Origin of the sequence: Arthrobacter sp. 4R501 (assembly GCF_002929755.1) — a bacterium.
Classification (GTDB): Bacteria; Actinomycetota; Actinomycetes; order Actinomycetales; family Micrococcaceae; genus Arthrobacter.
Map to the genome: position 1 here is coordinate 138086 of NZ_PJIW01000004.1, position 22240 is coordinate 160325.

The following is a 22240-nucleotide window of genomic DNA, read 5'->3' on the forward strand; positions in this document are numbered from 1 at the left end:
CTGCCGGAAGGCTGACCGGCGCACACGTCGGGCAGCGGTCCTTCTCGTAGGAGCGCATCGCGGCGCATCGGGCCCTGGAGGTCGCTCAGCGACCGACGGGGCCCTTTTGCGTCGTGTCTAAGCGACGGAGAAGGGCCGGAGCCTGACGGACCGAACCACGGCTACCCTGCCCGAGCAGCGCTACGCCCCGAGGAACTTGGCTGCGGCCTCGTGGCCGGTAACCTGGAGGGTCCAGTCGGGGCGTTTGAAGGTTGCGGGGGTGAGGCGCACTTTTTGGACTTCGACGGCCTTGCCGCCCCAGGATTGCCTGTTGGTGCCGTTGAGTTCGTAGCCGAGGGAGCGGGACACGCCCAGGGAGGCGGCGTTCCAGGCGGCGGCTTCGGATTCGGCCACTTCGGCGCCGAGCCAGTCGAACGCGTAAAGCGCGACGGCGGCCCGCATCTCCGAGCCGAGCCCTTGGCCGTGGAGGGACTGCTTGAGCCAGGAGCCGGTGCTGACGGTCTTGAGGGTGGAAAAGTCCTTGGCACCGATGTCCTGGCAGCCGATGAATTCGTCCTGGTACCAGATGCCCAGGAGCAGGGTCCAGTCCTCGGGTGTGGCCTGGCCGCGGCAGCGCCAGTACCACTGCGCCATGTTGTGCCCTAATGCTTCCGCCGGCAGTTCCGTCCACGGAGTGCTGAAGGGGCTCCGGCCGGGTTCGTGGACTCCGCTGGCGGCCGCTGCAACTGCGGCGGGAATATCGGCGTCGGCGATGGGACGCAGTACCAGTCGGGGTGTGGTCAGCTCGAGGCCGAAGAGGGGCCAGATGGAAGTCAGCGCGGTCATCAGGGAAGCCTAGCCCAGGGCAGGCCACGGGAGTCTGTCAAACGCCGGTGATGCCTGGACCAGGAACTGTGATCAGGCGCGGATGTCCCAGCTGATGTGGCGGCGGACGTCCGTAAGGTTCATGGACTCGGCCACGAACAGGTCGTCCAGCATGTATTCGTCCACCGCGAGGATCCGGATCCAGTGCCCGTAATCCGGGGTTGCCGCTTCCATTGACTGGCTGGCCACGCAGACGCCGGTTTCCAGGTCGATCCGCACCCGGTTGCTGCCGGGCAGGCAGAGCGGAGCGGCGGGATCCGCTGGATGGTAGGACGCCGTAGGCGTCACGGTTGCCTCCAGCGCCGGCCGGCCATCGTGATCCACGCGGCGCACGGTATCGATCTCCACGGCGTTGGTGCCCGGGAACTCAATGGGGACCGGTGCGTTCCCGGCGAGTTCCACGGGATCGAGGGCAGCCGAGAAACGGCCGTTCCCGAAGCCCGGTTCGCCGTATGCTGCCTCCGGCCGGCGCCTGACCAGGCCGCCGTCGTCGTAAACGGGCGCTACGAGGTGGGGCGGCAGGAGCCAGGACTTCCGGGTGGCGCTGACGTACAACCCGTCCTTGGAATCGTTGATGCCGGTGGTGCTGTGGAGGACAAGCCGGTCGGCGGTTTCCAGGCGCAGCGCCCCGGGCCGGCGCAGCCAGGCGCGGACCAGGGGAGCGGACGGGTCGGGGACGTCGGAAGACGGTTCATCCCAGTATTCAAAGCGCAGTGACTGCCATTTCCAGGGGGAAGACCGGCAAAGGTTCCGGAACATGGTGCTCAGGTCTGCAGCGGCGGCGCTGCCTTCCGGATCCGGCCGGCGCCTAGTGTCCCATGTCGACATATCCACAGTTTACGCGTGGGCTCTGCGGTGCGGCGCGCGAATCCAGTAGCATCCGAGAGGTGATCCGACGACTCGATGGACTGTGGGACGCCACCCCGCTGGCGTTCTGGCTGGTGCTGGCCGCATGTGCCTACTTTTTGGTTATGGCGGCCCGGCTGACGGTGATTGACGTTCGCCACCATCTGCTGCCCAACCGGATTGTCTTCCCGTCCTACGGTGTGGCGGGGGTTCTGTTGCTCGCGGCGGCCTTGGTGCACGTGATCGCCGGTCCTGCCGCGCTCGTGGGGTCACCCGACGGTGCCGCCGAGCTACTGGGGATCCCGGCGCTTCGCATCCTGGCCGGGGGCGCGGTGCTGTGGGCCTTCTATTTTGTCCTGCGGATGGTTTACCCGCCCGGCATGGGCTTTGGCGACGTGAAGCTGGCCGGCGTCCTGGGGATGTACCTTGGCTATCTCGGCTGGGGGCACGTTTTTGCCGGGACCTTCGCGGCTTTCCTGCTGGGGGGCCTCTGGTCCATGGCCCTGCTGGCGGCCCGCCGCGGCACCTTGAAGTCTTCCATCCCGTTCGGCCCGTTTATGCTCGCCGGCGCCACTGCCGCCATGCTCCTGCCCGCTTAGCGCGAGAGGACACTTGCGGCCCCGGTCCGCAGGCGCGACGAAAACAACAGGGGCGCCGCAACCCCCAAGATCGCGGCGCCCCTGCAGGCTTTTTACTGCGGCTTCCGCCGCTATGGCTTATAGCCTTGCGACGCCGTTCAGCGGCGCTGGGAGACCAGCTCGCCCGCGTCGTCCTTCAGGCTGTCCGCGGCGTCCGGGACGGCAATGGGCTCCTTCTCCGATCCGTCCTCCAACAGGGCCAGGTGCCCGCTTAAAGAACGACGGCGGCCGCCCGCCTTCGTGATGAAGGTGGGCGGCCGCCGTCGTGCTTTATTTACGCCTTGTGCGGCGGGCGCGTCATGGACATTACGTCCAGCGCGGTGTCCAGCTGCTCTTCGGTGACTTCGCCGCGCTCCAGGAAGCCCATGGCCACGACGGTCTCACGGATGGTGAGGCCCTCGGCCACGGCCTTCTTGGCGATTTTGGCCGCGTTCTCGTAGCCGATGTACTTGTTCAGCGGAGTCACGATCGAGGGGGAGGCCTCGGCCAGGAAGCGGGCGCGCTCCACGTTGGCGGTGATGCCGTCGATCATCTTGTCCGCCATGACGCGGCTGGTGTTGGCCAGCAGGCGGATGGACTCGAGCAGGTTGGCGGCCATCACGGGGATGCCCACGTTGAGCTCGAAGGCGCCGTTGGTGCCGGACCAAGCGATGGCGGTGTCGTTGCCGATGACCTGGGCGCACACCATGATGGACGCCTCGCAGATGACCGGGTTGACCTTGCCCGGCATGATCGAGGAGCCCGGCTGCAGGTCCGGGATGGCGATTTCGCCGAGGCCGGTGTTGGGGCCGGAGCCCATCCAGCGGAGGTCATTGTTGATCTTCATGAAGGAGATCGCGATGTTGCGCAGCTGGCTGGAGCCTTCGATGAGGCCGTCGCGGTTGGCCTGGGCCTCGAAGTGGTCGCGGGCCTCGGTCAGCGGCAGGCCGGTGTCCGTGGCGAGCAGTTCGATGACACGTTCCGGGAAGCCGGCCGGGGTGTTGATACCGGTGCCCACCGCGGTGCCGCCGAGCGGAACTTCGGCAACACGGGGCAGGGCGGCGTTGATGCGCTCGATGCCGTAGCGGACCTGGGCTGCGTAGCCGCCGAACTCCTGGCCGAGCGTCACCGGGGTGGCGTCCATGAGGTGGGTGCGGCCGGACTTGACGACGTCCTTGAACTCCACGGCCTTGCGCTCCAGCGACTCGGCCAGGTAGCCGAGCGCCGGGATGAGGTCGTTGATCAGGGCCGAGGTGGCGGCGACGTGGACCGAGGTGGGGAAGACGTCGTTGGAGGACTGTGAGGCGTTGACGTGGTCGTTCGGGTGGACAACTTTGTCACTCCCGGCGGCTTTGAGGGCGCGCGTGGCCAGCTCGGCGAGGACCTCGTTCATGTTCATGTTCGAGGACGTGCCGGAACCGGTCTGGAAGACGTCGATGGGGAAGTCGCCGTCGTACTTGCCGGCAGCTACCTCATCGGCAGCCGCAGCGATCGCCTTGGCCAGCTCGCCGTCGAGCACCCCAAGTTCTGCGTTGGCCTGCGCGGCAGCCTTCTTGACCCGGGCCAGCGCCTCGATGTGCGCGCGTTCCAGGGTCTTGCCGGAGATGGGGAAGTTTTCAACTGCACGCTGCGTCTGTGCACGGTACAGGGCGTTCACGGGGACGCGGACTTCGCCCATCGTGTCGTGTTCAATGCGGAATTCTTCAGTGGAAGTCATGGGGCTAGCTTAGGGCGATCGGGGGCCCGGACTAAAACCGTGAACCGCATGCTACGGGCACTGATTCGGGCTGGGCCTAGACCTCGCCGATCCCGGAAACCACGTTGGCGTGGCCCTCGGCGAGGCTGTAGGAAAGGCCGATCACCGCGGCGCGGCCGTCCTCGATTGCGGCCGAAATCACACGGGAGCTGTCCACCAGGCGCTTGGACGTCTGCTTGACGTGCTCCACCACCATGTCGTTGATCTCGTGCTCGCCGTTCCGCATGGACGTCAGGACAGAAGGCGTGATGCGCTCCACCAGGTCCCGCATAAAGCCCACCGGCATGTTGCCGGTGTCCACTGCGGACTTGGTGGCACTGACGGCGCCGCAGCTGTCATGCCCCAGCACCACGATCAGGGGCACCCCCAGCACGCTGATGCTGTACTCCAGGGAGCCCAATACGGCGTCGTCAATTACCTGGCCGGCGGTGCGGACCACGAAGGCGTCCCCCAGGCCGAGGTCGAAGATAATCTCCGCGGCGAGCCGGGAGTCCGAGCAGCCGAAGATCACGGCAAACGGGTGCTGGTTTTCCACCAGCGACGACCGGCGGGACGCGTCCTGGTTCGGGTGGGACGATTCGCCGGCAACAAAGCGTTCGTTGCCTTCGCGCATGCGGCGCCAGGCAAGTGCGGGGGTCAGGTAGGTAGCCACGAGCTTACTTTACGGGGCGGTGCTGGCTGACGGTGAAACTGTGACGGCCGGGTTGGCGTCCATGGACTGCACGACGGCGGTGGCGAGTTCGGCGAATTCGTCCAGCTGGGCGCTTCCCGTCAGGACAACGGTGGTTCCGCGGTAATTCAGCACCATGCTCTTCTCGCCTTTGCCGGTGTCACGCAGCTCCCAGTTCTGTCCGCCCGCCGCACGCGTTCCCGTCACGGGAGCGCTCTTGGTCTGCTGGACGAGCCAGGTGGGGTTGGACTGGCGGGTCTGGACCAGGCCGATGAAGGACTCGTTCGGTGTCAGGTAGCCAACTTCCCACGTGGGAACGCCGCTGCCACTGCCCGACTCCCATCGGGCGTAGTTGGACCTGAACGACTTGCCCGTGTGCGGTGTTACGGGTGTGAATCCCGCCACATCCGTGGCGTTCCGGGCCACCGCGCCGACGTCGATGTTCGGGCGGAATCCGTCGCTCTTGGGGAGGGGGTTCATCAGGATGATGGGCAGGAAGGCGGCGATGCTGACCACCAGGGCAACGATCATGCCGATCACGGAGGCATTGGCGCGCTTCGCCGCGGCGGCCGGGATTACTGGGCGGACAGGGGCTGCGTCGGCCGTACCGGCGCTGTCGCCTTTAGCTCCAGAGTCGGAGGGGTCGGGCCCGGGGCTGGTTTTTTCCTGCATTTCACTCACCCCTCTATAGTCGCCCATGTTTACGCGCAACTCACAGTCGGGGGGAGTGGGGAGGCTCAAGGTCCATGTTGCAGGACTGCGTCATGCCACACCCCGGAGGCGCTGCCACGACTATGATCAGTACCAGAGGAATCACCGCACCGGCTGAATCCGGCCGAGCGGGTCCAATGATCGCCACTCGAAGAAGAGGTTCACGTGTCACCAGCGCCTATGACCCAGCAGTACTCCACGATTTCCCCCTCCCTGGCTGTGGGCATCGACGAGCCAGACCGCAACCTCGCCCTTGAACTTGTCCGCGTCACCGAGGCCGCGGCCATCGCCGGCGGCCACTGGGTTGGCTTCGGCGACAAGAACAAAGCCGACGGCGCCGCCGTTGACGCCATGCGCTCCTTCCTTCACACGGTCCACTTCAACGGCGTTGTGGTCATCGGCGAAGGCGAAAAAGACGAAGCCCCCATGCTGTTCAACGGCGAACATGTTGGCGACGGCACCGGTCCTGAGTGCGACGTTGCCGTGGACCCGATCGACGGCACCCGCCTGACGGCCCTGGGCATCAACAACGCCCTGGCGGTCCTCGCCGTGGCGGAGCGCGGCTCCATGTTCGATCCGTCCGCCGTGTTCTACATGGAGAAGCTCGTCACCGGCCCGGAAGCCGCCGATATGGTGGACCTCCGCCTGCCGGTCAAGCAGAACCTGCACCTGATCGCCAAGGCGAAGGGCGTGAAGGTCAACCAGCTCAACGTCATGATCCTTGACCGCGACCGCCACCGCCCCCTGGTCGAAGAGATCCGCGAAGCCGGTGCGCGCACCAAGTTCATCATGGACGGCGACGTTGCCGGCGCCATTGCCGCAGCCCGCTCCGGCACCGGCGTCGACGCCCTCATGGGCATCGGCGGCACCCCGGAAGGCATCGTTGCAGCCTGCGCCATCAAGTCACTCGGCGGCGTTATCCAGGGCCGGCTGTGGCCCACCAGCGACGACGAAAAGCAGAAGGCGATCGACGCCGGCCACGACCTGGACCGCGTGCTGTCCACCAACGACCTCGTGTCCAGCGACAACTGCTACTTCGCGGCCACGGGCATCACCGACGGAGACCTCCTCAAGGGCGTCCGCTACTCCAAGGACAAGGTCCTCACGCAGTCCATCGTGATGCGTTCCAAGTCCGGCACCATCCGCTTTGTCGACGGCGAGCACCAGGCCAGCAAGTGGGAAGGCTACGCCCGCAAGAACTAGCAGGTTCTTCACCCCGCGTACTCCTGCGCGAACTGGCAGCTAATGACCCCAAATTCCTGATTTGGCGTCATCAGCTGCCAGTTCGCGTTTCAGCAGATAACCCAGCCTGTGGATAACGCAAACCGCAGGCCGGAATCGGTCCACAATGGAGCATGTCCCGGACGCCCATGCCTCCTCAGCTCCCGCACGGATCATTTCTTCTTGCCGATGCAGAGGCCCTGGGCCTCACTCGGAGACAGCTGAGCAGGGAGGGCATATTAACGCCCTCACGCGGCATTAGACTGGCGCTGGACAGCACGGGAAGTGTCGCAGATAACATCCGCGCCTACAGCCGCCTTGACCCCAGTTGCGTCCTGACGCACTCCACCAGCGCGCGAATTTGCGGAGTATGCCTCCCGGCTTGGCTGGAGCAGGACTGGAGGATCCACATAGCCCGTCCTTCAGACGGCTGGAAGCCGCGCCGCAGGAACGTTGTGGGTCACCAGTTGTCGTTCAAGCCCGGCGAGGTCATTTCGTCCGACGGCGTCCGGCTCACGTCACCGGCTCGACCTGGCCACCATGCTGGACCTCAACGACCTTGTCGCGGCCGGTGACTCCATAGTCGTCAGCCATGGAGATGACTTCCCGGTGCCACGGAAGCCGCTGGCAACTGTTGCCGACCTGAGGCACCTTGTGGGTCAGCATCCGGGAATGCGCGGGGTGAAAACGGCGAGGTTAGCCTTGGATCTGATCAGGGTGGGGGCAGACTCCGTGACCAGTACCGCCGCGATATCAAGCGGCAGGGCCTGACTGAGGGTCTGGGCTGGCGAGAAATCCGTGTCCAGAAGAGTGACTTTGAAGGGGATCGGCCCTTCGTCGTCGAAAAAGTGCGGGCGGTCCTGAGCGGTTCGTCGGCCCGCACCGGGTGAGAACGAACTGGCAGCTGATGACCTCAAACTCGGATTTGAGGGTATTAGCTGCCAGTTCGCGCGGGGGTGAGGGGCTTAAGTGTCCGTTCGCGCTGGGCGCGCGGAGCGGGAGCGGAGGGCGCGAAGCTTGTCGCGCAGCTTGCGGGCCAGCTGGTACGCGTTGTACCGGAGCTTTTGAACGGGGAGGTCCCAGGTGCCCGGGTACTCCACCTCGCGGCCGCCGAAGGACTTCTTGAACGCGGTGAATCCCGCCCATTTGTGGTTGGGCTGGTCCGCGGGCGCGACACCCCACAGGTCCACGTGTTTCAGACCGCGGTCCTTGGCGTCCGCCATCAAGGTCACCAGGAGCGGGATGCCCGCGCTGAGCTTGCGGTGAGTGTCATCCAAGGCTGCGTGGGCGTAGGTCCGCGTGTCCGCGGAATCGTAGGCCAAGGCCGCGGCGATCGGCTCGCCGTGCAGTTCGGCGATGAACATGGTGGCTGCGCCCGCGGGCATCAGGGAGGCTGCCACTTGCGTCAGGTACTCGTCGCTCTGCGGCTTGAAGCCATTCCGCCGGGCCGTCATGTGCAGGAAGTCCAGCAGGATACTGATGTCGTCCGGGTTCTGCGACGCCCGGAACGTGACGCCCTTCTTGTGGATGTTCCGGTAGAGGTTCCGGTTCACGGGCTTCATCGCGGCGAGGACATCCTTGAAGTCACCTTCGAGGTCCACGATCCAGCTGAGTTCAGGCTGCTGGTTCACGGGTGCCGGCTGCAAGCCGCGCCGGCTGAGTTCCGTGGCGGCCGGCATGTTAAGCCCGACGGACACCGGCTCAATCCGGACAAACACAGCGCCGCACGATCTGGCCGTTGCCACCAGGGCGGCCAGGGCGCCGTCGAACGCCTCCGCGGAGGATGCCACCGGCCCATAGGGGGCGTAGAGGACCGTTCCGGCCGGGTTTTTCTCCTCGACGGCCAGGAAGCTCCAGCCCGGGCCGGACTGCTGATGGACTGTGCGGCCCAGCGACGACTGGACATCCGCCCAGGCAGGCGTCTGCAGGAAGAATTCCACGGCTCAGGCCTTCAGGGATGTGGTCACGGCGAAGGCAACGGCAGGGGACTCGGCACCGGCCACCGGGTGGACATTGACCGGTGCTTCCGCGGCGGGAAGGAAAGCACTGCCCCCGCGGGCCAGCTGGAGGTCGCCCTTGGGCGAATCGAGATACACCGATCCGGCAACAACAATAACGACGACGGCACCCGCCTGGGCCAGCGGCACCGGCTCCGCGCCGGGTGCCAGTTCGATCCGCTGAAGCTGGAACTCCCGGAAGGGCGGCTGGTAGAGCTCCTGGCCAAGGCCGGAGAATTCCGGCGTGAGCATGGGCACGGCCACCGGCTGGAATTCGATGGTCCGCAGCAGCTCGGGCACATCGATGTACTTCGGCGTCAGCCCGCCGCGGAGCACGTTGTCCGAGGACGCCATGACTTCAACACCCAAGCCGTGCAGGTATGCGTGCACGTTGCCCGCGGGGAGGTAGACGGCCTCGCCGGGGGCAAGCGAAATCCTGTTCAGCAGCAGCGAAATCAGCACGCCGGGATCGCCCGGGTACTTCTCGTTGAGGCTGATGACCGTGGACAGTTCCGCTTGGTACGGTGCCAGCGGAGCGCCGGAGATCAGGGCCGCGGCCACCATGGCTGTGGTGTGGGAGACGTCTTCGCCGCCCGTGATCAGGCGCTCGAAGGCGCTCCTGAGGCCGGCGCCCTCGTCCGGGTTCTCCATGACCTCAAGCAGCTCCACGAGCAGGGGCGGGACCCCGGATTCCACCAGGTCGAAGCAGGCGGCAAGGTGTAGCAGAATCTTCCGGGTTGCAGCCGGCGCCCGGAACCCGCACAACGCTTCGAACGGCGTCAGCGCAAAGATCATTTCGGGCTTGTGGTTGTCATCGCGGTAGTTGCGGTGCGCGGCATCGGGCGCAATGCCTTCAGCATTCTCCCGGGCGAATCCCGCTTTCGCCTGTTCGATGCTGGGATGGACCTGGAGGGACAACGGCAGCGCGGCGGCAAGGATCTTGGTCAGGAACGGGAGCCGCGGGCCAAACTCGGCCACAGATTCGCTGCCCAGGAAGTGCTCCGGATCTTCGGCAATCAAGGCATCCAGCGGTGCCACGGAGCCGTCCACCCGGCGGGCCATCGAGGGGGCGCCGGGGTGGGCGCCGATCCAGAGTTCGGCTTCCGGCCCGCCGGACTCGGGCCGTCCCAGCAGCCCGGCGATGGCGGTGGTGGATCCCCAAGCGTAGTCGCGGAGGACGTTCTCAATTTCGTACACAGCCAGTGTCCGTTCTTGGTTTTCGGTTCGGTGGTTCTACGCGGTCAGGGTTCTATGCAGTCAGGACGGCAGCGGGAGCCTACTGCGGCGCGCACTGTCCGTTGGTGGCCACGAGTTGGCGGATAGCTTCCTCGTTACCCTCGCGCTTGAGCTGGTTCAGCAGTTCCTCGGTGATCGGTTCGCCGTCGGGCGTTGTAGTCACGGGGGTGAAGTCCGACGACGGCGGCGGGGTTTGCTGCGCGGCCAACCCGGCTGGCAGGCCGGCAGCCGGCAGCAATGGCGAGGACGCCTGCAGGCCTCCGCCGACGCTTGATGCCTGCACCATGCTGTCAACGGGTGCGGCAGCCTGTGGGCCCGAAGCTGATGCCAGCAGCTGGCCCACCTTGGCGTGGATGATGTCAAAGTCAGGCACCGTGGAGAAGGACGCGTCGAAGTCGGGCGGGCCGATGGTGAGCCGCTTGACCTCCTGCCCCTTGGCCTTCATGGCGAGATCCACAAAGCTGCCCAGCTGGGACGAGGAAATGTTGGACTCCACAACCTTGGTGCCTGCGCTGGCGATGTCCTCGAATTTGGACAGCAGCGTGGCAGGGTCCAGTTGCTTCAGCATGGCCTGCTGGACACACTGCTGACGCTGGATCCGGGAATAGTCGTCGACGTATTCGCGGGACCGGCCGTACCAAAGGGCGTGCTCGCCATCGAGTGTTTGTTCACCGGCAGGAATCCAGCCCAACGGCATGCCATGGGTGCGGGTAATCTCGTCGAAGTAACCGCTCATCGGAACCCAGCCGCCGGCTTTGATCTTGATGCCTCCCATCGCGTCAATGAGTTTGGCGAAGCCCGCCATATCCACCAGGACGTACGCCTGGACAGTAATGCCCAGCGTTCCTGAGACTGCCTCGAGAGTCGCCTGCGCGCCGGGGTCGTCTACACCCGGGTAGAGGTCGGCGTAGTCGTTCGTCACCTCGGTGTTGATGGCATTGATCAGGCACACATCGCCGCAGTCGTAACCGTCCGGGTAGATCTTCCGCATGGGGGAGTCCTCGCTGAACTGGGCGTTCTGGAGGTTGCGGGGTACCGAGATGATGGCGGTCTGGCCGCTCTTGGCGTCGACGCTGAGCACGGAGAGGCTGTCCGGGCGACGGCCAGTGCGGTCATCGCCGGCGTCACCACCCATCATCAGGAAGTTGTAGCGGCCGTCCACGGGATCGATCGTTGGCCCCCCCGCGAAGATATTGCCAATGGCGTTGCGGCCCACGTTCAGCAGGTACGCGGCATATCCAAGCGTGCCGCTGCTCAGAACCAGGGCAAGGACCAGGGCAATGCCGACGGCGGGACGCGCCGCAGGTGCCAGCAGAACGGGGCGGATCAGCCGGAGGGTGTTGATGAAAAGGAACGCCCATCCGAGCGCCAGGGCCACCAGGACGAGGATGATCACCAGCGAGGCAAACTGATTGGTGAGGATGTTAATCAGGAGCGACCGGTTCACAACCAGCAGCAGCAGGGTGACCGCCAGCAAAGCCCAGGCGGCCAGGGTGACGCGCAGGGCAATCCGACCGAGCTTGCGGTCGCCGGCCACAATCTGGGCGCTGCCGGGCACCAGAAGTGTCATCAGGACCAGGGCAAAGCCCCGTTTGGTCCGGACGGGCACGGAGGCGCTGGACGGATACCGGACGGGATCAGTCATGACCTTGCCGGTTGCTGGCTGCTGTGGTTCGCTTCTGGACATGTCCGGTTCCTTAACGGCTGCCCCGGAGAACACCATTACCGTCGGCGAAGACTTCGCTGACTTTCTGCCTGAGGTTGGCTCCCTTGCGGGTGGCGACGTCGTTCAGTTCCTGGGCGAAGTCCAGGAGGTCGGCGCGGAGCGTGGCTGCCAGTTCGTCTGTGCCCGACGCGAGGATCCGGACTGCTAGCAGGCCTGCGTTCCGGGCACCGGCGATGGACACGGTGGCTACGGGAACGCCGGCCGGCATTTGCACGATGGAGAGGAGGGAATCCATGCCGTCCAGGGTCTTCAGCGGGACCGGGACGCCAATAACGGGCAAGGGAGTCACGCTTGCCAGCATGCCGGGAAGGTGGGCAGCCCCGCCGGCGCCCGCGATGATGACCCGCAGCCCGCGTTCGTGGGCGGTCTGGCCGTACCGGATCATTTCGGCGGGCATCCGGTGTGCGGAGACTACATCGGCTTCAAAGGGGATGCCGAACTCAGCCAATGCATCCGCGGCGGCCTCCATGACCGGCCAATCCGAGTCTGAGCCCATGACCAGCCCAACGATGGGATGGGGGGCGGTGCCGGTGGTGGTTTCGGTGGTCATGCGTTCTCCTCGGAAATCCGTGCTGATTCTTCGGTGGGAACCCGGCCGTCGCGGATGATGGCCGCCACCCGGGTTGCGCGTTGCCGGACCGAGTCCACATCATCCGTGGAGGTCCCTACGAGGTTGACATGGCCAATCTTGCGTCCCGGACGCACTGATTTTCCGTAGCAGTGGACCTTGGCGGCCGGCTCGCTGGCGAGGGCGGCCGGGTAGGCGGAAAACAGATCCTGGTTGTCGCCGCCCAGGAAGTTTTTCATGACCACTACCGGGCCCAGGATGTCGGTGGCACCCAGCGGCAGGTCCAGGACCGCCCGCAGGTGCTGCTCAAACTGGCTGGTAACCGAACCGTCCTGGGTCCAGTGGCCGGTGTTGTGGGGGCGCATGGCGAGTTCGTTGATCAGGAAGCCGACGCCGGAGCCCGGTGTTTCAAATAGTTCCGCCGCCATGACTCCGGTGACGCCCAGTTCCGTGGCGACGCGCAGTGCCGCGTCTTCCGCAGCCGCGGCGACCTCGAGGGGGATGTCCAGGGCAGGGGCGATGACTTCGTCGCAGACGCCGTCCACCTGGATAGTGTGCACCACCGGCCAGGCTCTCGCTTCGCCGCCCGGGGTCCGCGCCACCAGCGCGGACAGTTCGCGGCTGAACTCAACCTTGGCTTCGGCGAGGAGCGGGCTCATGGCCTCGAACCACGGAGCAGCCTCTTCGGCGGCCTCGGCGGAGTCGATGATCCGCACGCCCTTTCCGTCGTAGCCGCCGCGGGGCATCTTGAGGACAACCGGCCAACCCGTTTCTTCGCCGAAGTCCACGAGCGCGGCGACGTCAGCGACAGCAGCCCAGATGGGGTTTGGGAGCCCAAGGCTGTCGATGGCAGCCCTCATCACCAGTTTGTCCTGGGCATTAACCAGGGCGTCCGGACCAGGCTGGACATTCACGCCAGCGGCCAAAAGCGCGCGGAGGTGGTCCGTGGGGACGTGTTCGTGGTCGAACGTCATAACATCCAGGCCGTCCGCGAAGTCGAGGAGAGTCTGGAGGTCCTTGTAGTCACCCACCGGTGAAGTGGACACAGCAGACACGGCTGAACCGTCCTCAGCCTCAGCCAGGACGCGGAGTTCAAAGCCAAGGGCGGTAGCGGCCGGGGCCATCATGCGCGCGAGTTGGCCGCCGCCAACTACGCCGATTACTGGAAAAGTCACATATGCCAGCCTACAGAAAGCTCACCGGATCCGGGCTTTGGGACGTCGAAGGGCCCGCTTTTCGGGTATTTCCGCGATCACCCTTCACTCCTCGTGGGGCGGGTTCACCGATTTCGGGTCTAAAATAGACCTCTGGCCGTGTGGCCCAATGAACTGACGGCCATGGAGGGTCATGTTTAGCGCACTTGCAGATCGTATCCGGGGGCTCGCCTCGCTATTTTGGCGTGAAGTGGCCAAGTTCGGAGCCGTGGGCGGTGTGGCCTTCGTCATTGACTCGGCCATCTTCATCTGGCTGTTCACCGGACCGATGCACGGCAGCGAGGTCTGGGCCAAAGCGGTGGCAACCATTGTGGCAAGCATCTTCTCGTGGGTTGCCAACCGTTACTGGACGTTCAGACACCGCAAGCAGGCCAATGTGGCCCGTGAAGCCGCGCTGTTCGCCGTCATGAACCTGGTGGGACTGCTGATCGCCGCAGGCTGCGTCTGGTTCGCGAAGTACATCCTGGACCTGAACGACAAACCCTCGCTCTTTATTGCCGGCAGTGTCGTGGGCCTGGTCCTGGGCACCATCTTCCGCTTCTTCGCATACCGGTTCTGGGTCTTCAACGAAGAACTGGATCAGGAGCCGGAGTTCTCCCACGACCACGAGCTCATCGAACGGCACCATCGTGAGAAGGCAGCTGCCGCTGCTGCCGTCGCCCAGCACGGGGAACAGCCGGAGGCAGACTCACCGGAAAGCCGCCGGCAGCAGTCCTAACCCGGCCGTGCCGGGAAAGCTACTTGCCGTGGATGCGTTCCGCGGCCAGCAGCTTGTCCGTCAGCTCCACATCGGCGTGAGCCAGCACCACTGAACCACCGTTGTGCCACGCGCCGAGTGAGTTCGCCAGCGCCGGCTCCAGCCCTTCAGAGGCCGGGACCAGAAGCCTGACGCCTTCCTCATGCGGCGCCGCAAAACCAGTGATCAGGCTTTCGTGGATGTGCCGCTGGCCTCCGCCAGCCCGAATGGCACAGCCGGCCGCCGAAGGGTCCGTGTGCGCCATAAAGACGTCACCATGGGAGCGCACCTCGGCGGCGTAGTCGATGACTCCGGCAGGCAGGTCGCCAGGCCACCGCATCGCCAGGGCTGGCAGCGCGACAGCGATAACGGCGTCGTGCTTCCGCTCAACGGTTCCGGGCCTGTCGGTGACCAGGAGCTCCGCCTCCCCGCCGTCCAGGACTGTCTCCATGCCCAGCTGCCAAGCGGCCAGTGCCCAGATCATTGACTTCCAGTGGGCTGGCAGGTCAAGAGTCAGTCGCATGCCGGGCTCGGCGTCGAGTTCGTCCTGCAGCAGATTGCTGGTTTTTGCCACCCAGTTGTCCAGCACACGACCGGAGAGTTCCACGCGCTCGGAGTCGGGGCCGTACCAGGTCAGGCGGGGCGACGTGGCGTGGCCGGAACGCAAGGTGGTCATCAGATCTATCGCCGGGATGCTCATGGCTTTATCTTGTCACGGACCCAGCGGGGCGTCCTTGGCGGGGATGCCGCGCACCGAGTCCCTATGGGTCCCGGTCGGGTCCGGCCGGGCTGTGATGTTACTCACAGGAGTTTGTCATCTTATTTGTCGAATTCGGGCTGCGCCTGTATTTCTGGCAGCTATTCAGCGAAAATGGGACCTTTTGGCTGCCGATGTGGACTGTCGGGCCTCCAGCGCGCCGGACCTTCGGAAAACTCCCGGGCGTGGCGTGACCGGGATTGGCCCGGAAAGTTGATTATTATCCGTCCACGGCTTGACTCCCCAGTAGTTACACGCGTGTAATTAGATATCGAAAGTCACTGCATAAATACGGACACGCAACCGAGTGTCCAGGTATTCAGGCAAGGGCTGCAACATTTGGGGAGGGTCGCCGTGGGGCAAGCAGAGCGTATCCATGAAGATGCCGTCGTCGCCGGACTGGCAACGGCAAAATACCGCGCACGGGGGGTTCCGAGCGACTGGTACGTCGATCCCGCGGATCCCGACGCCGCGGACCGTTACAACCGCAATACCAAAGACCCCCTCCAGGACCAGGCCACAGCCTTCCTGGCGGCGCACGAAGCACTCCTTGACGGCGGACATGACCAGGACGATGACGACCTGGATCCGCCCATGGAACTGCGCACCCCGGCACAGGGAACAAGTTCCCAGCCGGTGTGGATCGGACTGCCGTTCAGGCAGGACTTCGACGACGAAGGTGAACTCGGCTGGCAGACTGATGCATTGTGCGCGCAAACGGATCCGGAAGCCTTCTTCCCGGAGAAGGGCGGATCCACGCGCGACGCCAAGAAGGTCTGCGGTGCCTGCAATGTGCGGTCGCAGTGCCTGGAATACGCGCTCGCAAACGACGAACGGTTTGGCATTTGGGGTGGCCTTTCCGAGCGTGAGCGCCGGCGGCTAAGGAAGCGAGCAATCTAATTCTTCAGGAAGTACATGTCACTGCCGTTGTGGTGTCCCACAACGGCAGTGCCTATCTCCCCAGAACCCTGGCTGCCCTCGCGGACCAGACCCGGCCCGCGGACTCCCTCATCGGAGTGGACACCGGATCCCGCGACGACTCCGCCGTCCTCCTGGAACGGGCCTTCGGCGCAACCAATGTGAGCACCTTTCCGCCCGGCAAGAGCGGCATGGGCGGCGCCGTGCGCGCCGGGCTCAACAAGCACGCGCCCTGGGAAGGCCAGTCCCAGCGCGCCGCCACAGAGTGGGTCTGGCTGCTGCACGACGATGCGGCGCCGGCCCCGGAGGCGCTGGCCGAACTCCTCAGTGCCGTGGAGCGCGCACCATCCGTGACCGTGGCCGGCTGCAAGCAACTGGACTGGCACTCGGAACGCCGGCTGATCGACGTCGGACTCTCCACCAGCCGCTGGGCCGAGCGGCTTACCCTGATCGATGCCGACGAACTGGACCAGGGCCAGTACAACGGCCGCACTGACGCGTTTGCGGTGAACTCGGCCGGCATGCTGGTCCGCCGTGATATCTGGGAACTCCTGAAGGGCTTCGACCCCGCGCTGCCGGGCACCGGCGACGACGTCGACTTCTGCTGGCGCAACCGCCTCGCCGGGCACCGTGTGGTGGTGGTTCCCACTGCACGGATGTTCCACGTCGCCCACCGGCCGCATGCCCAGGGAAACGCTTCCGCGGCGCGAAAAGCCCAGGTCCATCTGCGCCTCAAGCACGCCCCGCTGTGGAAGGTGCCTGTCCATGCGGTCGGTGCGCTGCTTGGCAGCATCTTCAAACTCGTGCTCAGCATTGCGGTCAAGGATCCCGGGCACGGTTTCTCCCAGCTTGTGGCCACATTCGCTGCCCTGGCCCGGCCCGGTGCCGTGGCAAAGGCCCGCCGGACCGCGGCAAACAGCCGTCGGATCCGGCGGTCCGTCATCAAGAAGCTGCAGACGCCCCGGCGTGAAGTCTGGAACCACCGCCGCTCCCTGATGGAAGCCCTGGGCGCCGACAACTCCACGGCCGATGGCTTGGTCCATGACCCTCTGGCGGACCAGCCCACGGGGGACTCATCAGATGACTTCGCTGCCCTGACCACCACCGAACGGGGTTGGGTGGGGACCGGCGCCATCGCCGCCATCATCATCGCGTCCGCGGCTTCCCTCACGGCGCTCACCGGGATGTTCCGGGCCGACGCTGTTTCCGGTGGAGGCCTCATTCCGGTGTCCTCCACCCTTGGCGAAATCTGGCACCACGCCTCCAGCTGGTGGATCAGCCTGGGGGCAGGGCTTCCAGGCAAGGGCGACCCCTTCGGCTATGTGCTGTGGATCCTTGGCCTGCTCGGCGGGGGAGACGCCAACGCGGCCATGGCCTGGCTCCTGGTGCTCGCCGCCCCGCTTTCCGGCCTGACCGCATGGTTTGCGGCCGGGGGCCTGACCATCCGGCGCCGGTTCCGCCTCGTTGCCGCACTCTTCTGGGCGGCCGCTCCCGCCTTGCAGATAGCACTGAACCAGGGCCGGGCCGGTGCCTTGGTGGCCCACATCATGATCCCGCTGCTCGTCCTGGCGCTCCTGCGCGCCACCGGGTCCGCCGTGGGCCACGGACGTTTCATTGTCCCGTCCCCGGATGACCGGCGTTTCACCGAAAAACCACCTGCACGGCCTGGTATCAACGGCATGCCGTCCTGGACTGCTGCCGCTGCCGCAGGGTTGACGCTGGGTGTTGTGACCGCGTCGGCGCCTTCCCTGCTAGTCCCGGCCGTTGTGGTTATTGTCCTCTGCGGGTTGATGCTTGGCCGTCGTGGCCGCACCGTGTGGTGGGCTCTTTTGCCCAGCGCCGCGCTCTTTCTTCCCTTCGGGCTGTCCGTTATCGACCGGCCGCGGGCACTGCTGGCAGACCCGGGTGTTCCGCTGGGATTCGAGCCGGCCCCGCTGTGGCAGCAGTTCCTGGGCCAGCCGCTGCTGTTCTCCGCCGACGGTGGCCTGTCCGGCCTTCCGTTCTTCAGCGGCCAGGCGATCCCATGGGCACTCGTGCTGGCACTGCTGCTGGCCGTTCCCGTCCTGCTGCTTGCCGTTGCCGCCCTGTTCCTCCCGGGTATGCGCAGCAGGACAGCACGTGTTCTCTGGGTGGCGGCTCTGGTGATCTTCGCCGGTGGCTGGCTCGCAGGGCACGTTGCCACCGGCGCGACTGCCGACACCCTCGTGACCCCGTTCACCGGTCCAGCCGTCTCCGCCGCAGGGTTCGCCCTGCTCGGAGCCGCCCTGATCGGTGCCGAGCGTTTGCTTGATGCCGCAGACCGGGCAGCCTCGCCGAGTATTCGGCGCAACGTGGCCCTTCGCTCCGCGACGGCCCTTGCCATGGTGGTGCTGCTGGCCGGTCCGCTGGCCGGCATGGCGGTGTGGTCGGCCCAGAACCTGCTGCGTTCCTCAGCCGTTGCCCTCCCGGCCGACCTGCCGGCAGGGCCCGCGCTGGGAACGCCACGGCTGGTGCAGCCAGGCAGCGCCCGGACGCTTCCCGCCACCGCCATAGACCGTGGCACCGGGCCGGAGCAGACACGCACGCTGCTGATCAGCACCCAGGAGAACGGTGCCTTTGACGCGGCCCTGATGCGCGGTGCCGGGACCACCTTGGACAGCTTGTCAACGATTGCCGCCGCCCGGAACATCCTGGGCGCGCCCGGCCAGGAGACGGTCAGGGAGGACGACGACGTCACGGCGTCCATCCGCAGCGTGGTGGCCACGCTGGTGGCCGGCCAAGGCGTGGACCCCCGTCCCGAGCTCGAGCGCCTTGGTGCCGGATTCGTGGTGCTGCGCTCGGCAGATACCGCCGCCCAGCTCACGGCCAGCAGGATGGACGCAGTTCCGGGGCTCGTTGCCGTCGGCCAGACGGATGTCGGCTGGCTCTGGCGGATTACGCCGCTGAACCAGCCGGTACTGCAGCCCGCCGACGTTGCCCATCGCGTCAGGATCGTGGACGGCACGGGCGCAACTGTGGCACTGGTGCCCTCCAAGTACGACGACGTCGACACCCCCGTCGCCGAGGGACCGGAAGGGCGGCTGGTGGTGCTCGCCGAACGGGCTGACCCGGGCTGGAGCGCCTGGTTCGACGGGCGGAAGCTCACTGCCACGACATCCGGCTCGGCCCAGGCCTTTACCTTGCCTGCCACCGCCGGCCAGCTGACCATCCGCTACGACACCCCTTGGGCCCTCTGGTCCGGAATCGCACAGATCACGGTGATAGGACTCACTGTGATGCTCGCCATTCCCATGCCCGCGCGCCGGCCCAACACAGGGCTGTCGAGGGACGAGGGATCTTTGCGTAAGGAACACCAGAATGCATAAGGACGCAGCCCGCAGGACCCCTCGCAAGCAGATGCTGGCAGGCCTGGTCTCGGCCGTGGCGATTGTGGCCGCAGCCGGCGCGGGACTCGCAGCCTCCTCGGTCGCTCCGCAGCCGGCGGGGAGCCGCAGCATCCCGGCCGTGCTGGCTGCAGTTCCCGCAGGCGCCAGCACGGGGGTATGTCCTGGCCCGGCCCGCCTGCTCGAAGGAACGGAGGCGGGCACCGACCCCCAGTTTAGCCCCGAATCCGCGACCGCCAAGAGCGCTGTCACCGGCGCCGTCCTGAGCGCCCCCGGCGGTGTCCTCCCCGGCAGCAGGCTCGCCGCCCTTGACGGGACGCCCGCCGTCGAGATCGCCAAGGACGGCAGCCAGCCCGGCCAGGGGACAGGTCCCCAGGACCTGACCGCCGGCGTCGTCGCCGGGCACAGCGTGGATGATGCCAGCTTCCTGAGCGCCGACGCCCAGGCAGGCCAGAAGCCCTCAGCCGCCGGGCTTATGAGATTCACCGCCACCGACGGTGACCTGCAGGGCTCGGCGGCTGCCAATTGCCAGCCGCCCGCCAACGACGTCTGGCTGTCCGGTGCCAGCACCACCGTGGGCCGCACCTCCCTTCTTGTCCTCAGCAACGCCTCAAGCACACCTGCCACCGTCAGCCTGGAGCTCTTCGGCAGCAAGGGCCAGATCCAGGCCCCGGGCAGCAGGGGGCTGCTGGTCGCGCCGGGAGGTACCCGCTCAATCGTCCTGGCTGGCCTGGCACCTGGTGAAGCCCAGCTCACGGTCCATGTCCGGAGCGCCGGCGGTCCGGTGGCCGCGTCCATCCAGCAGAGTGTCCTGAGGGGACTGACGCCCGGCGGCGTTGACTTCATTGCTCCGGGCGCCGCACCCGCCGCACGGCAGGTCATGACCGGAGTGGACATCCAAGACGCCGGCGCGATCTCCGCATTCACGGGAAACAGCGGCTTCAACGACGCCGGCCCCGCGCTGTCCATCACGGTTCCGGGACCGTCGGACGCTGTAGTGGAGGTCAAGCTCTTCGGCCGGGACGGCCAGAAAGCCCTCCCCGGCGGCGGCGTTGTCACGGCAAAAGCCGGGGCCGTCACCGAGATTTCCCTGGCTGGCGTCCCCGCCGGCCACTACACGGTGTCCACCAGTTCGGACGTGTCATTTGTGGCCGCAACCCGCATCACCCGGGGCGTCACGAACGGGAAGGCGTCGGACGTCGCCTGGGCTGCCTCCGGTGTCCGGCTGGGAAGCCAGCATGTGGTGCCCGTGCCCCAGGGCGGTGACCGAACCCTCGTGTTCGGCGTCCTCGAGAACCGGGCCACGGTCTCCTACGCCGCCATCACCGCGGACGGCAAGATCCGCGCGGCCGCCACGGCCGACGTCGCCGGCGGCACCACAACGTCCATCAACGTCCCCGAGAAGGTGGACGAGTCGGTAGTGCTGGCGTACGTTGTCTCCGCGTCAGGTGACGCTGCCTACGGCGCGCTGCTCCTGCAGCAGGACGGCCGGGACGACATCTCCACGGTGGCCTTCACGCCCGCGGCTTCAGGTCAGGAAAAGGTGCCGGTCTCCCTGGGATACTGACAGGACAGTACCGGCGGCGTCAGTACCGGCGGCGTCAGTACCGGCGGCGGTAGACCGGATCCAGGGTTTCCGGTGCTACGCCGAGCATTTCGGCGGTGTGTTCCACGACGACGTCGTGCACCAGGTCCTGGAGTTCCTCCCGGCTGGCGCAACCCTGCTCAACCACCCGGCGGTACAGGGTGATCACCGGGCCTTCCTCTGCCGTGGCGGGGGTGTAGGCGCCCATGGGAGGCGGGGCGGCGTCGGCCACCAGTTGTTCCAGCTGCGGGGGTATTTCGTCGACGGCAAACCGGACGCCGTCGAGCGTTTTGCCCCAGATGTCGTGGAGCCGCTGCGCGGAATCCAGCACCATGTCGTCAAAGCGGTCCGACCGTGTCCTGTAACCGGGGTGCGTTGGCAACACCAGCTCCCCGCGCAGGCCGCGACCGTGGCGGTTCCGGCGGCGCATCGCAAAGCTTCGGCCGGGCGAACCCGAACCCGTTTCTGCGGCGCGGTCATCCGGGTCAGCCAAACGGACCGTAAAAGCTGAATTATGGTTCGATGACTGCATACCTTGACTGTAAACCCGGGCGCAGAATTACGCGACATAACCCCGGTTTTCGTGCCAGGGCGCGGCGCCGATTCGGCAAATACTCCGAACAAGTTCGGATACGGAGTAGTCTGTGATGTCGTGGGAGCTATCCGTCAATGTTCAAGGTCAGCCTGCCGTCAGTCGGCGGTGGCAACTTTGACGTACGTCTATGCCGACTCCACCGCCGTCCTGGGTCCGCTTGCCACCTACGCCGAGCCGCATTGTTACGATTTGTGCGAGCAGCACGCCGGGTCACTGACCGTGCCCCGCGGCTGGGAAGTGCTTCGCCTGGCGATGCCCACAAGCCCGCAGCAGCCCGGGCCGGACGACCTCCTGGCCCTCGCCAACGCCGTCCGCGAAGCAGCGGCCCAGCCGCCCAGGTCGCAGACCACGCCGGGTCAGCGTGGCTCGCATTCAGCGCTGGAGGCCCCGGCCGGCACCGAAGGCGTCCGCCGGGGGCATCTGCGCGTCCTGCGCGAACCTTCCTGAGGCGGATCTGGCGGTAGGCTGGAACCTGCTAATCAGTCAGCCAACGGCGCGAACGCGCCCCTGTCGGGAGCACCAATCATGCCAAAGATCAGTCCTGAACTGTTGTCCGTCCTCCGCTGTCCCGTGACCGGATCGCCCCTGGTCCAGGAAGGCGAAGAGCTTGTGTCGACGGCGGCGGGAGATTCGGGCGTGAAGCTGCGCTACCCGATCGAGGACGGTATCCCGCTGCTGCTGCCGCCGGAACTTCTCCAGGCCGCCACGGCTGCCGGCTCGGACCAGCACGATCACGCCGTCCGGCCGGCCACGGACCCAAGCCCCGCCACGGACAAAACCGCAGCTACTGCCTAGGCAACGCCTGGACAACACGTACCACCACCAGCGGTCGACTTTCGCGCAGAGGCTTCAACGCCGTCG

Annotated in this window: 21 protein-coding genes; 8 read left to right on the forward strand and 13 right to left on the reverse strand. The window is 66.2% G+C overall.

The features are described from left to right. Positions 1-180: 180 nt before the first annotated feature. A complete protein-coding gene (locus CXR02_RS05000; RefSeq protein WP_104060991.1) occupies positions 181-825 on the reverse strand; it encodes a GNAT family N-acetyltransferase in 645 nt (214 codons plus the stop codon). Positions 826-897: 72 nt separating this feature from the next. Next, complete coding sequence (locus CXR02_RS05005) at positions 898-1692, reverse strand: hypothetical protein (RefSeq protein ID WP_104061088.1); 795 nt, start codon at positions 1690-1692, stop codon at positions 898-900. Between the two features lie 59 nt (positions 1693-1751). Between CXR02_RS05005 and CXR02_RS05010 the strand changes: the two genes are divergently transcribed. Further along, entirely contained in the window at positions 1752-2309 is a 558-nt protein-coding gene (locus CXR02_RS05010; protein WP_058929652.1) for an A24 family peptidase, read from the forward strand. 313 nt (positions 2310-2622) lie between these two features. Here CXR02_RS05010 and CXR02_RS05015 read toward each other — a convergent pair whose 3' ends face one another. The 3 genes from CXR02_RS05015 to CXR02_RS05025 all read right to left on the reverse strand — a co-directional run bounded on the left by CXR02_RS05015 (position 2623) and on the right by CXR02_RS05025 (position 5425). Then, positions 2623-4044, reverse strand: coding sequence for a class II fumarate hydratase (locus CXR02_RS05015; protein ID WP_104060992.1), 1422 nt, complete (start codon positions 4042-4044; stop codon positions 2623-2625). 76 nt (positions 4045-4120) lie between these two features. Beyond that, the gene (locus tag CXR02_RS05020) at positions 4121-4735 is read right to left on the reverse strand and encodes a carbonic anhydrase (protein ID WP_104060993.1); all 615 of its coding nucleotides are present in this window, start codon (positions 4733-4735) and stop codon (positions 4121-4123) included. 9 nt (positions 4736-4744) lie between these two features. Beyond that, positions 4745-5425 carry a DUF4245 domain-containing protein gene (locus CXR02_RS05025; RefSeq protein WP_104060994.1) on the reverse strand — a complete coding sequence of 227 codons (681 nt, stop codon included), beginning with the start codon at positions 5423-5425 and terminating at the stop codon, positions 4745-4747. A 219-nt stretch (positions 5426-5644) separates the two neighbouring features. Here CXR02_RS05025 and glpX point away from each other — a divergent pair, with 219 nt between their 5' ends. Continuing rightward, positions 5645-6667, forward strand: coding sequence for a class II fructose-bisphosphatase (gene glpX / locus CXR02_RS05030; protein ID WP_181037131.1), 1023 nt, complete (start codon positions 5645-5647; stop codon positions 6665-6667). 531 nt (positions 6668-7198) lie between these two features. On the opposite strand, the gene CXR02_RS22280 is transcribed toward glpX, so the two are convergent. The 6 genes from CXR02_RS22280 to CXR02_RS05060 form a co-directional block, all read right to left on the reverse strand. Then, on the reverse strand, positions 7199-7351 hold the full coding sequence (locus tag CXR02_RS22280) for a hypothetical protein (protein ID WP_181037122.1): 153 nt from the start codon (positions 7349-7351) through the stop codon (positions 7199-7201). A gap of 299 nt (positions 7352-7650) precedes the next feature. Then, on the reverse strand, positions 7651-8625 hold the full coding sequence (locus CXR02_RS05040; RefSeq protein ID WP_104060996.1) for a peptidoglycan bridge formation glycyltransferase FemA/FemB family protein: 975 nt from the start codon (positions 8623-8625) through the stop codon (positions 7651-7653). Between the two features lie 3 nt (positions 8626-8628). Next, on the reverse strand, positions 8629-9879 hold the full coding sequence (gene manA / locus CXR02_RS05045) for a mannose-6-phosphate isomerase, class I (protein WP_104060997.1): 1251 nt from the start codon (positions 9877-9879) through the stop codon (positions 8629-8631). Between the two features lie 79 nt (positions 9880-9958). Further along, positions 9959-11605, reverse strand: coding sequence for an LCP family protein (locus CXR02_RS05050; protein ID WP_104061089.1), 1647 nt, complete (start codon positions 11603-11605; stop codon positions 9959-9961). 10 nt (positions 11606-11615) lie between these two features. Beyond that, positions 11616-12194, reverse strand: coding sequence for a 5-(carboxyamino)imidazole ribonucleotide mutase (gene purE, locus CXR02_RS05055; RefSeq protein WP_104060998.1), 579 nt, complete (start codon positions 12192-12194; stop codon positions 11616-11618). Next, positions 12191-13387 carry a 5-(carboxyamino)imidazole ribonucleotide synthase gene (locus tag CXR02_RS05060; RefSeq protein WP_104060999.1) on the reverse strand — a complete coding sequence of 399 codons (1197 nt, stop codon included), beginning with the start codon at positions 13385-13387 and terminating at the stop codon, positions 12191-12193. Before CXR02_RS05060 ends, purE begins: the two co-directional genes overlap by 4 nt. A gap of 172 nt (positions 13388-13559) precedes the next feature. Between CXR02_RS05060 and CXR02_RS05065 the strand changes: the two genes are divergently transcribed. Beyond that, entirely contained in the window at positions 13560-14144 is a 585-nt protein-coding gene (locus tag CXR02_RS05065; RefSeq protein ID WP_258060805.1) for a GtrA family protein, read from the forward strand. A 19-nt stretch (positions 14145-14163) separates the two neighbouring features. Here CXR02_RS05065 and CXR02_RS05070 read toward each other — a convergent pair whose 3' ends face one another. Continuing rightward, the gene (locus tag CXR02_RS05070; protein ID WP_104061000.1) at positions 14164-14862 is read right to left on the reverse strand and encodes a TIGR03089 family protein; all 699 of its coding nucleotides are present in this window, start codon (positions 14860-14862) and stop codon (positions 14164-14166) included. A gap of 411 nt (positions 14863-15273) precedes the next feature. On the opposite strand from CXR02_RS05070, the gene CXR02_RS22790 reads away from it, so the two are divergent. Genes CXR02_RS22790 through CXR02_RS05085 form a run of 3 tightly spaced genes read left to right on the forward strand, consistent with a single transcriptional unit; the run spans position 15274 to position 20766 of the window. Continuing rightward, positions 15274-15819 carry a WhiB family transcriptional regulator gene (locus CXR02_RS22790; RefSeq protein ID WP_083510248.1) on the forward strand — a complete coding sequence of 182 codons (546 nt, stop codon included), beginning with the start codon at positions 15274-15276 and terminating at the stop codon, positions 15817-15819. Then, positions 15819-19181: a glycosyltransferase family 2 protein gene (locus tag CXR02_RS05080; protein WP_258060822.1), complete on the forward strand. Its 3363-nt coding sequence runs from the start codon at positions 15819-15821 to the stop codon at positions 19179-19181. The genes CXR02_RS22790 and CXR02_RS05080 overlap by 1 nt, the downstream gene beginning before the upstream one ends. Continuing rightward, positions 19174-20766, forward strand: a complete 1593-nt coding sequence (locus CXR02_RS05085; RefSeq protein WP_219816389.1) for a DUF5719 family protein — start codon at positions 19174-19176, stop codon at positions 20764-20766. The genes CXR02_RS05080 and CXR02_RS05085 overlap by 8 nt, the downstream gene beginning before the upstream one ends. Positions 20767-20800: 34 nt before the next feature. Here CXR02_RS05085 and CXR02_RS05090 read toward each other — a convergent pair whose 3' ends face one another. Further along, positions 20801-21316 (reverse strand): metallopeptidase family protein, encoded by a 516-nt coding sequence (locus CXR02_RS05090; RefSeq protein WP_104061002.1) that lies wholly within the window; start codon positions 21314-21316, stop codon positions 20801-20803. 120 nt (positions 21317-21436) lie between these two features. Here CXR02_RS05090 and CXR02_RS05095 point away from each other — a divergent pair, with 120 nt between their 5' ends. Both CXR02_RS05095 and CXR02_RS05100 read left to right on the forward strand, forming a co-directional pair. After that, the gene (locus CXR02_RS05095; protein ID WP_104061003.1) at positions 21437-21826 is read left to right on the forward strand and encodes a DUF3499 domain-containing protein; all 390 of its coding nucleotides are present in this window, start codon (positions 21437-21439) and stop codon (positions 21824-21826) included. A 78-nt stretch (positions 21827-21904) separates the two neighbouring features. Further along, positions 21905-22174 (forward strand): Trm112 family protein, encoded by a 270-nt coding sequence (locus CXR02_RS05100; protein WP_104061004.1) that lies wholly within the window; start codon positions 21905-21907, stop codon positions 22172-22174. The last annotated feature ends 66 nt before the right edge of the window (positions 22175-22240 follow it).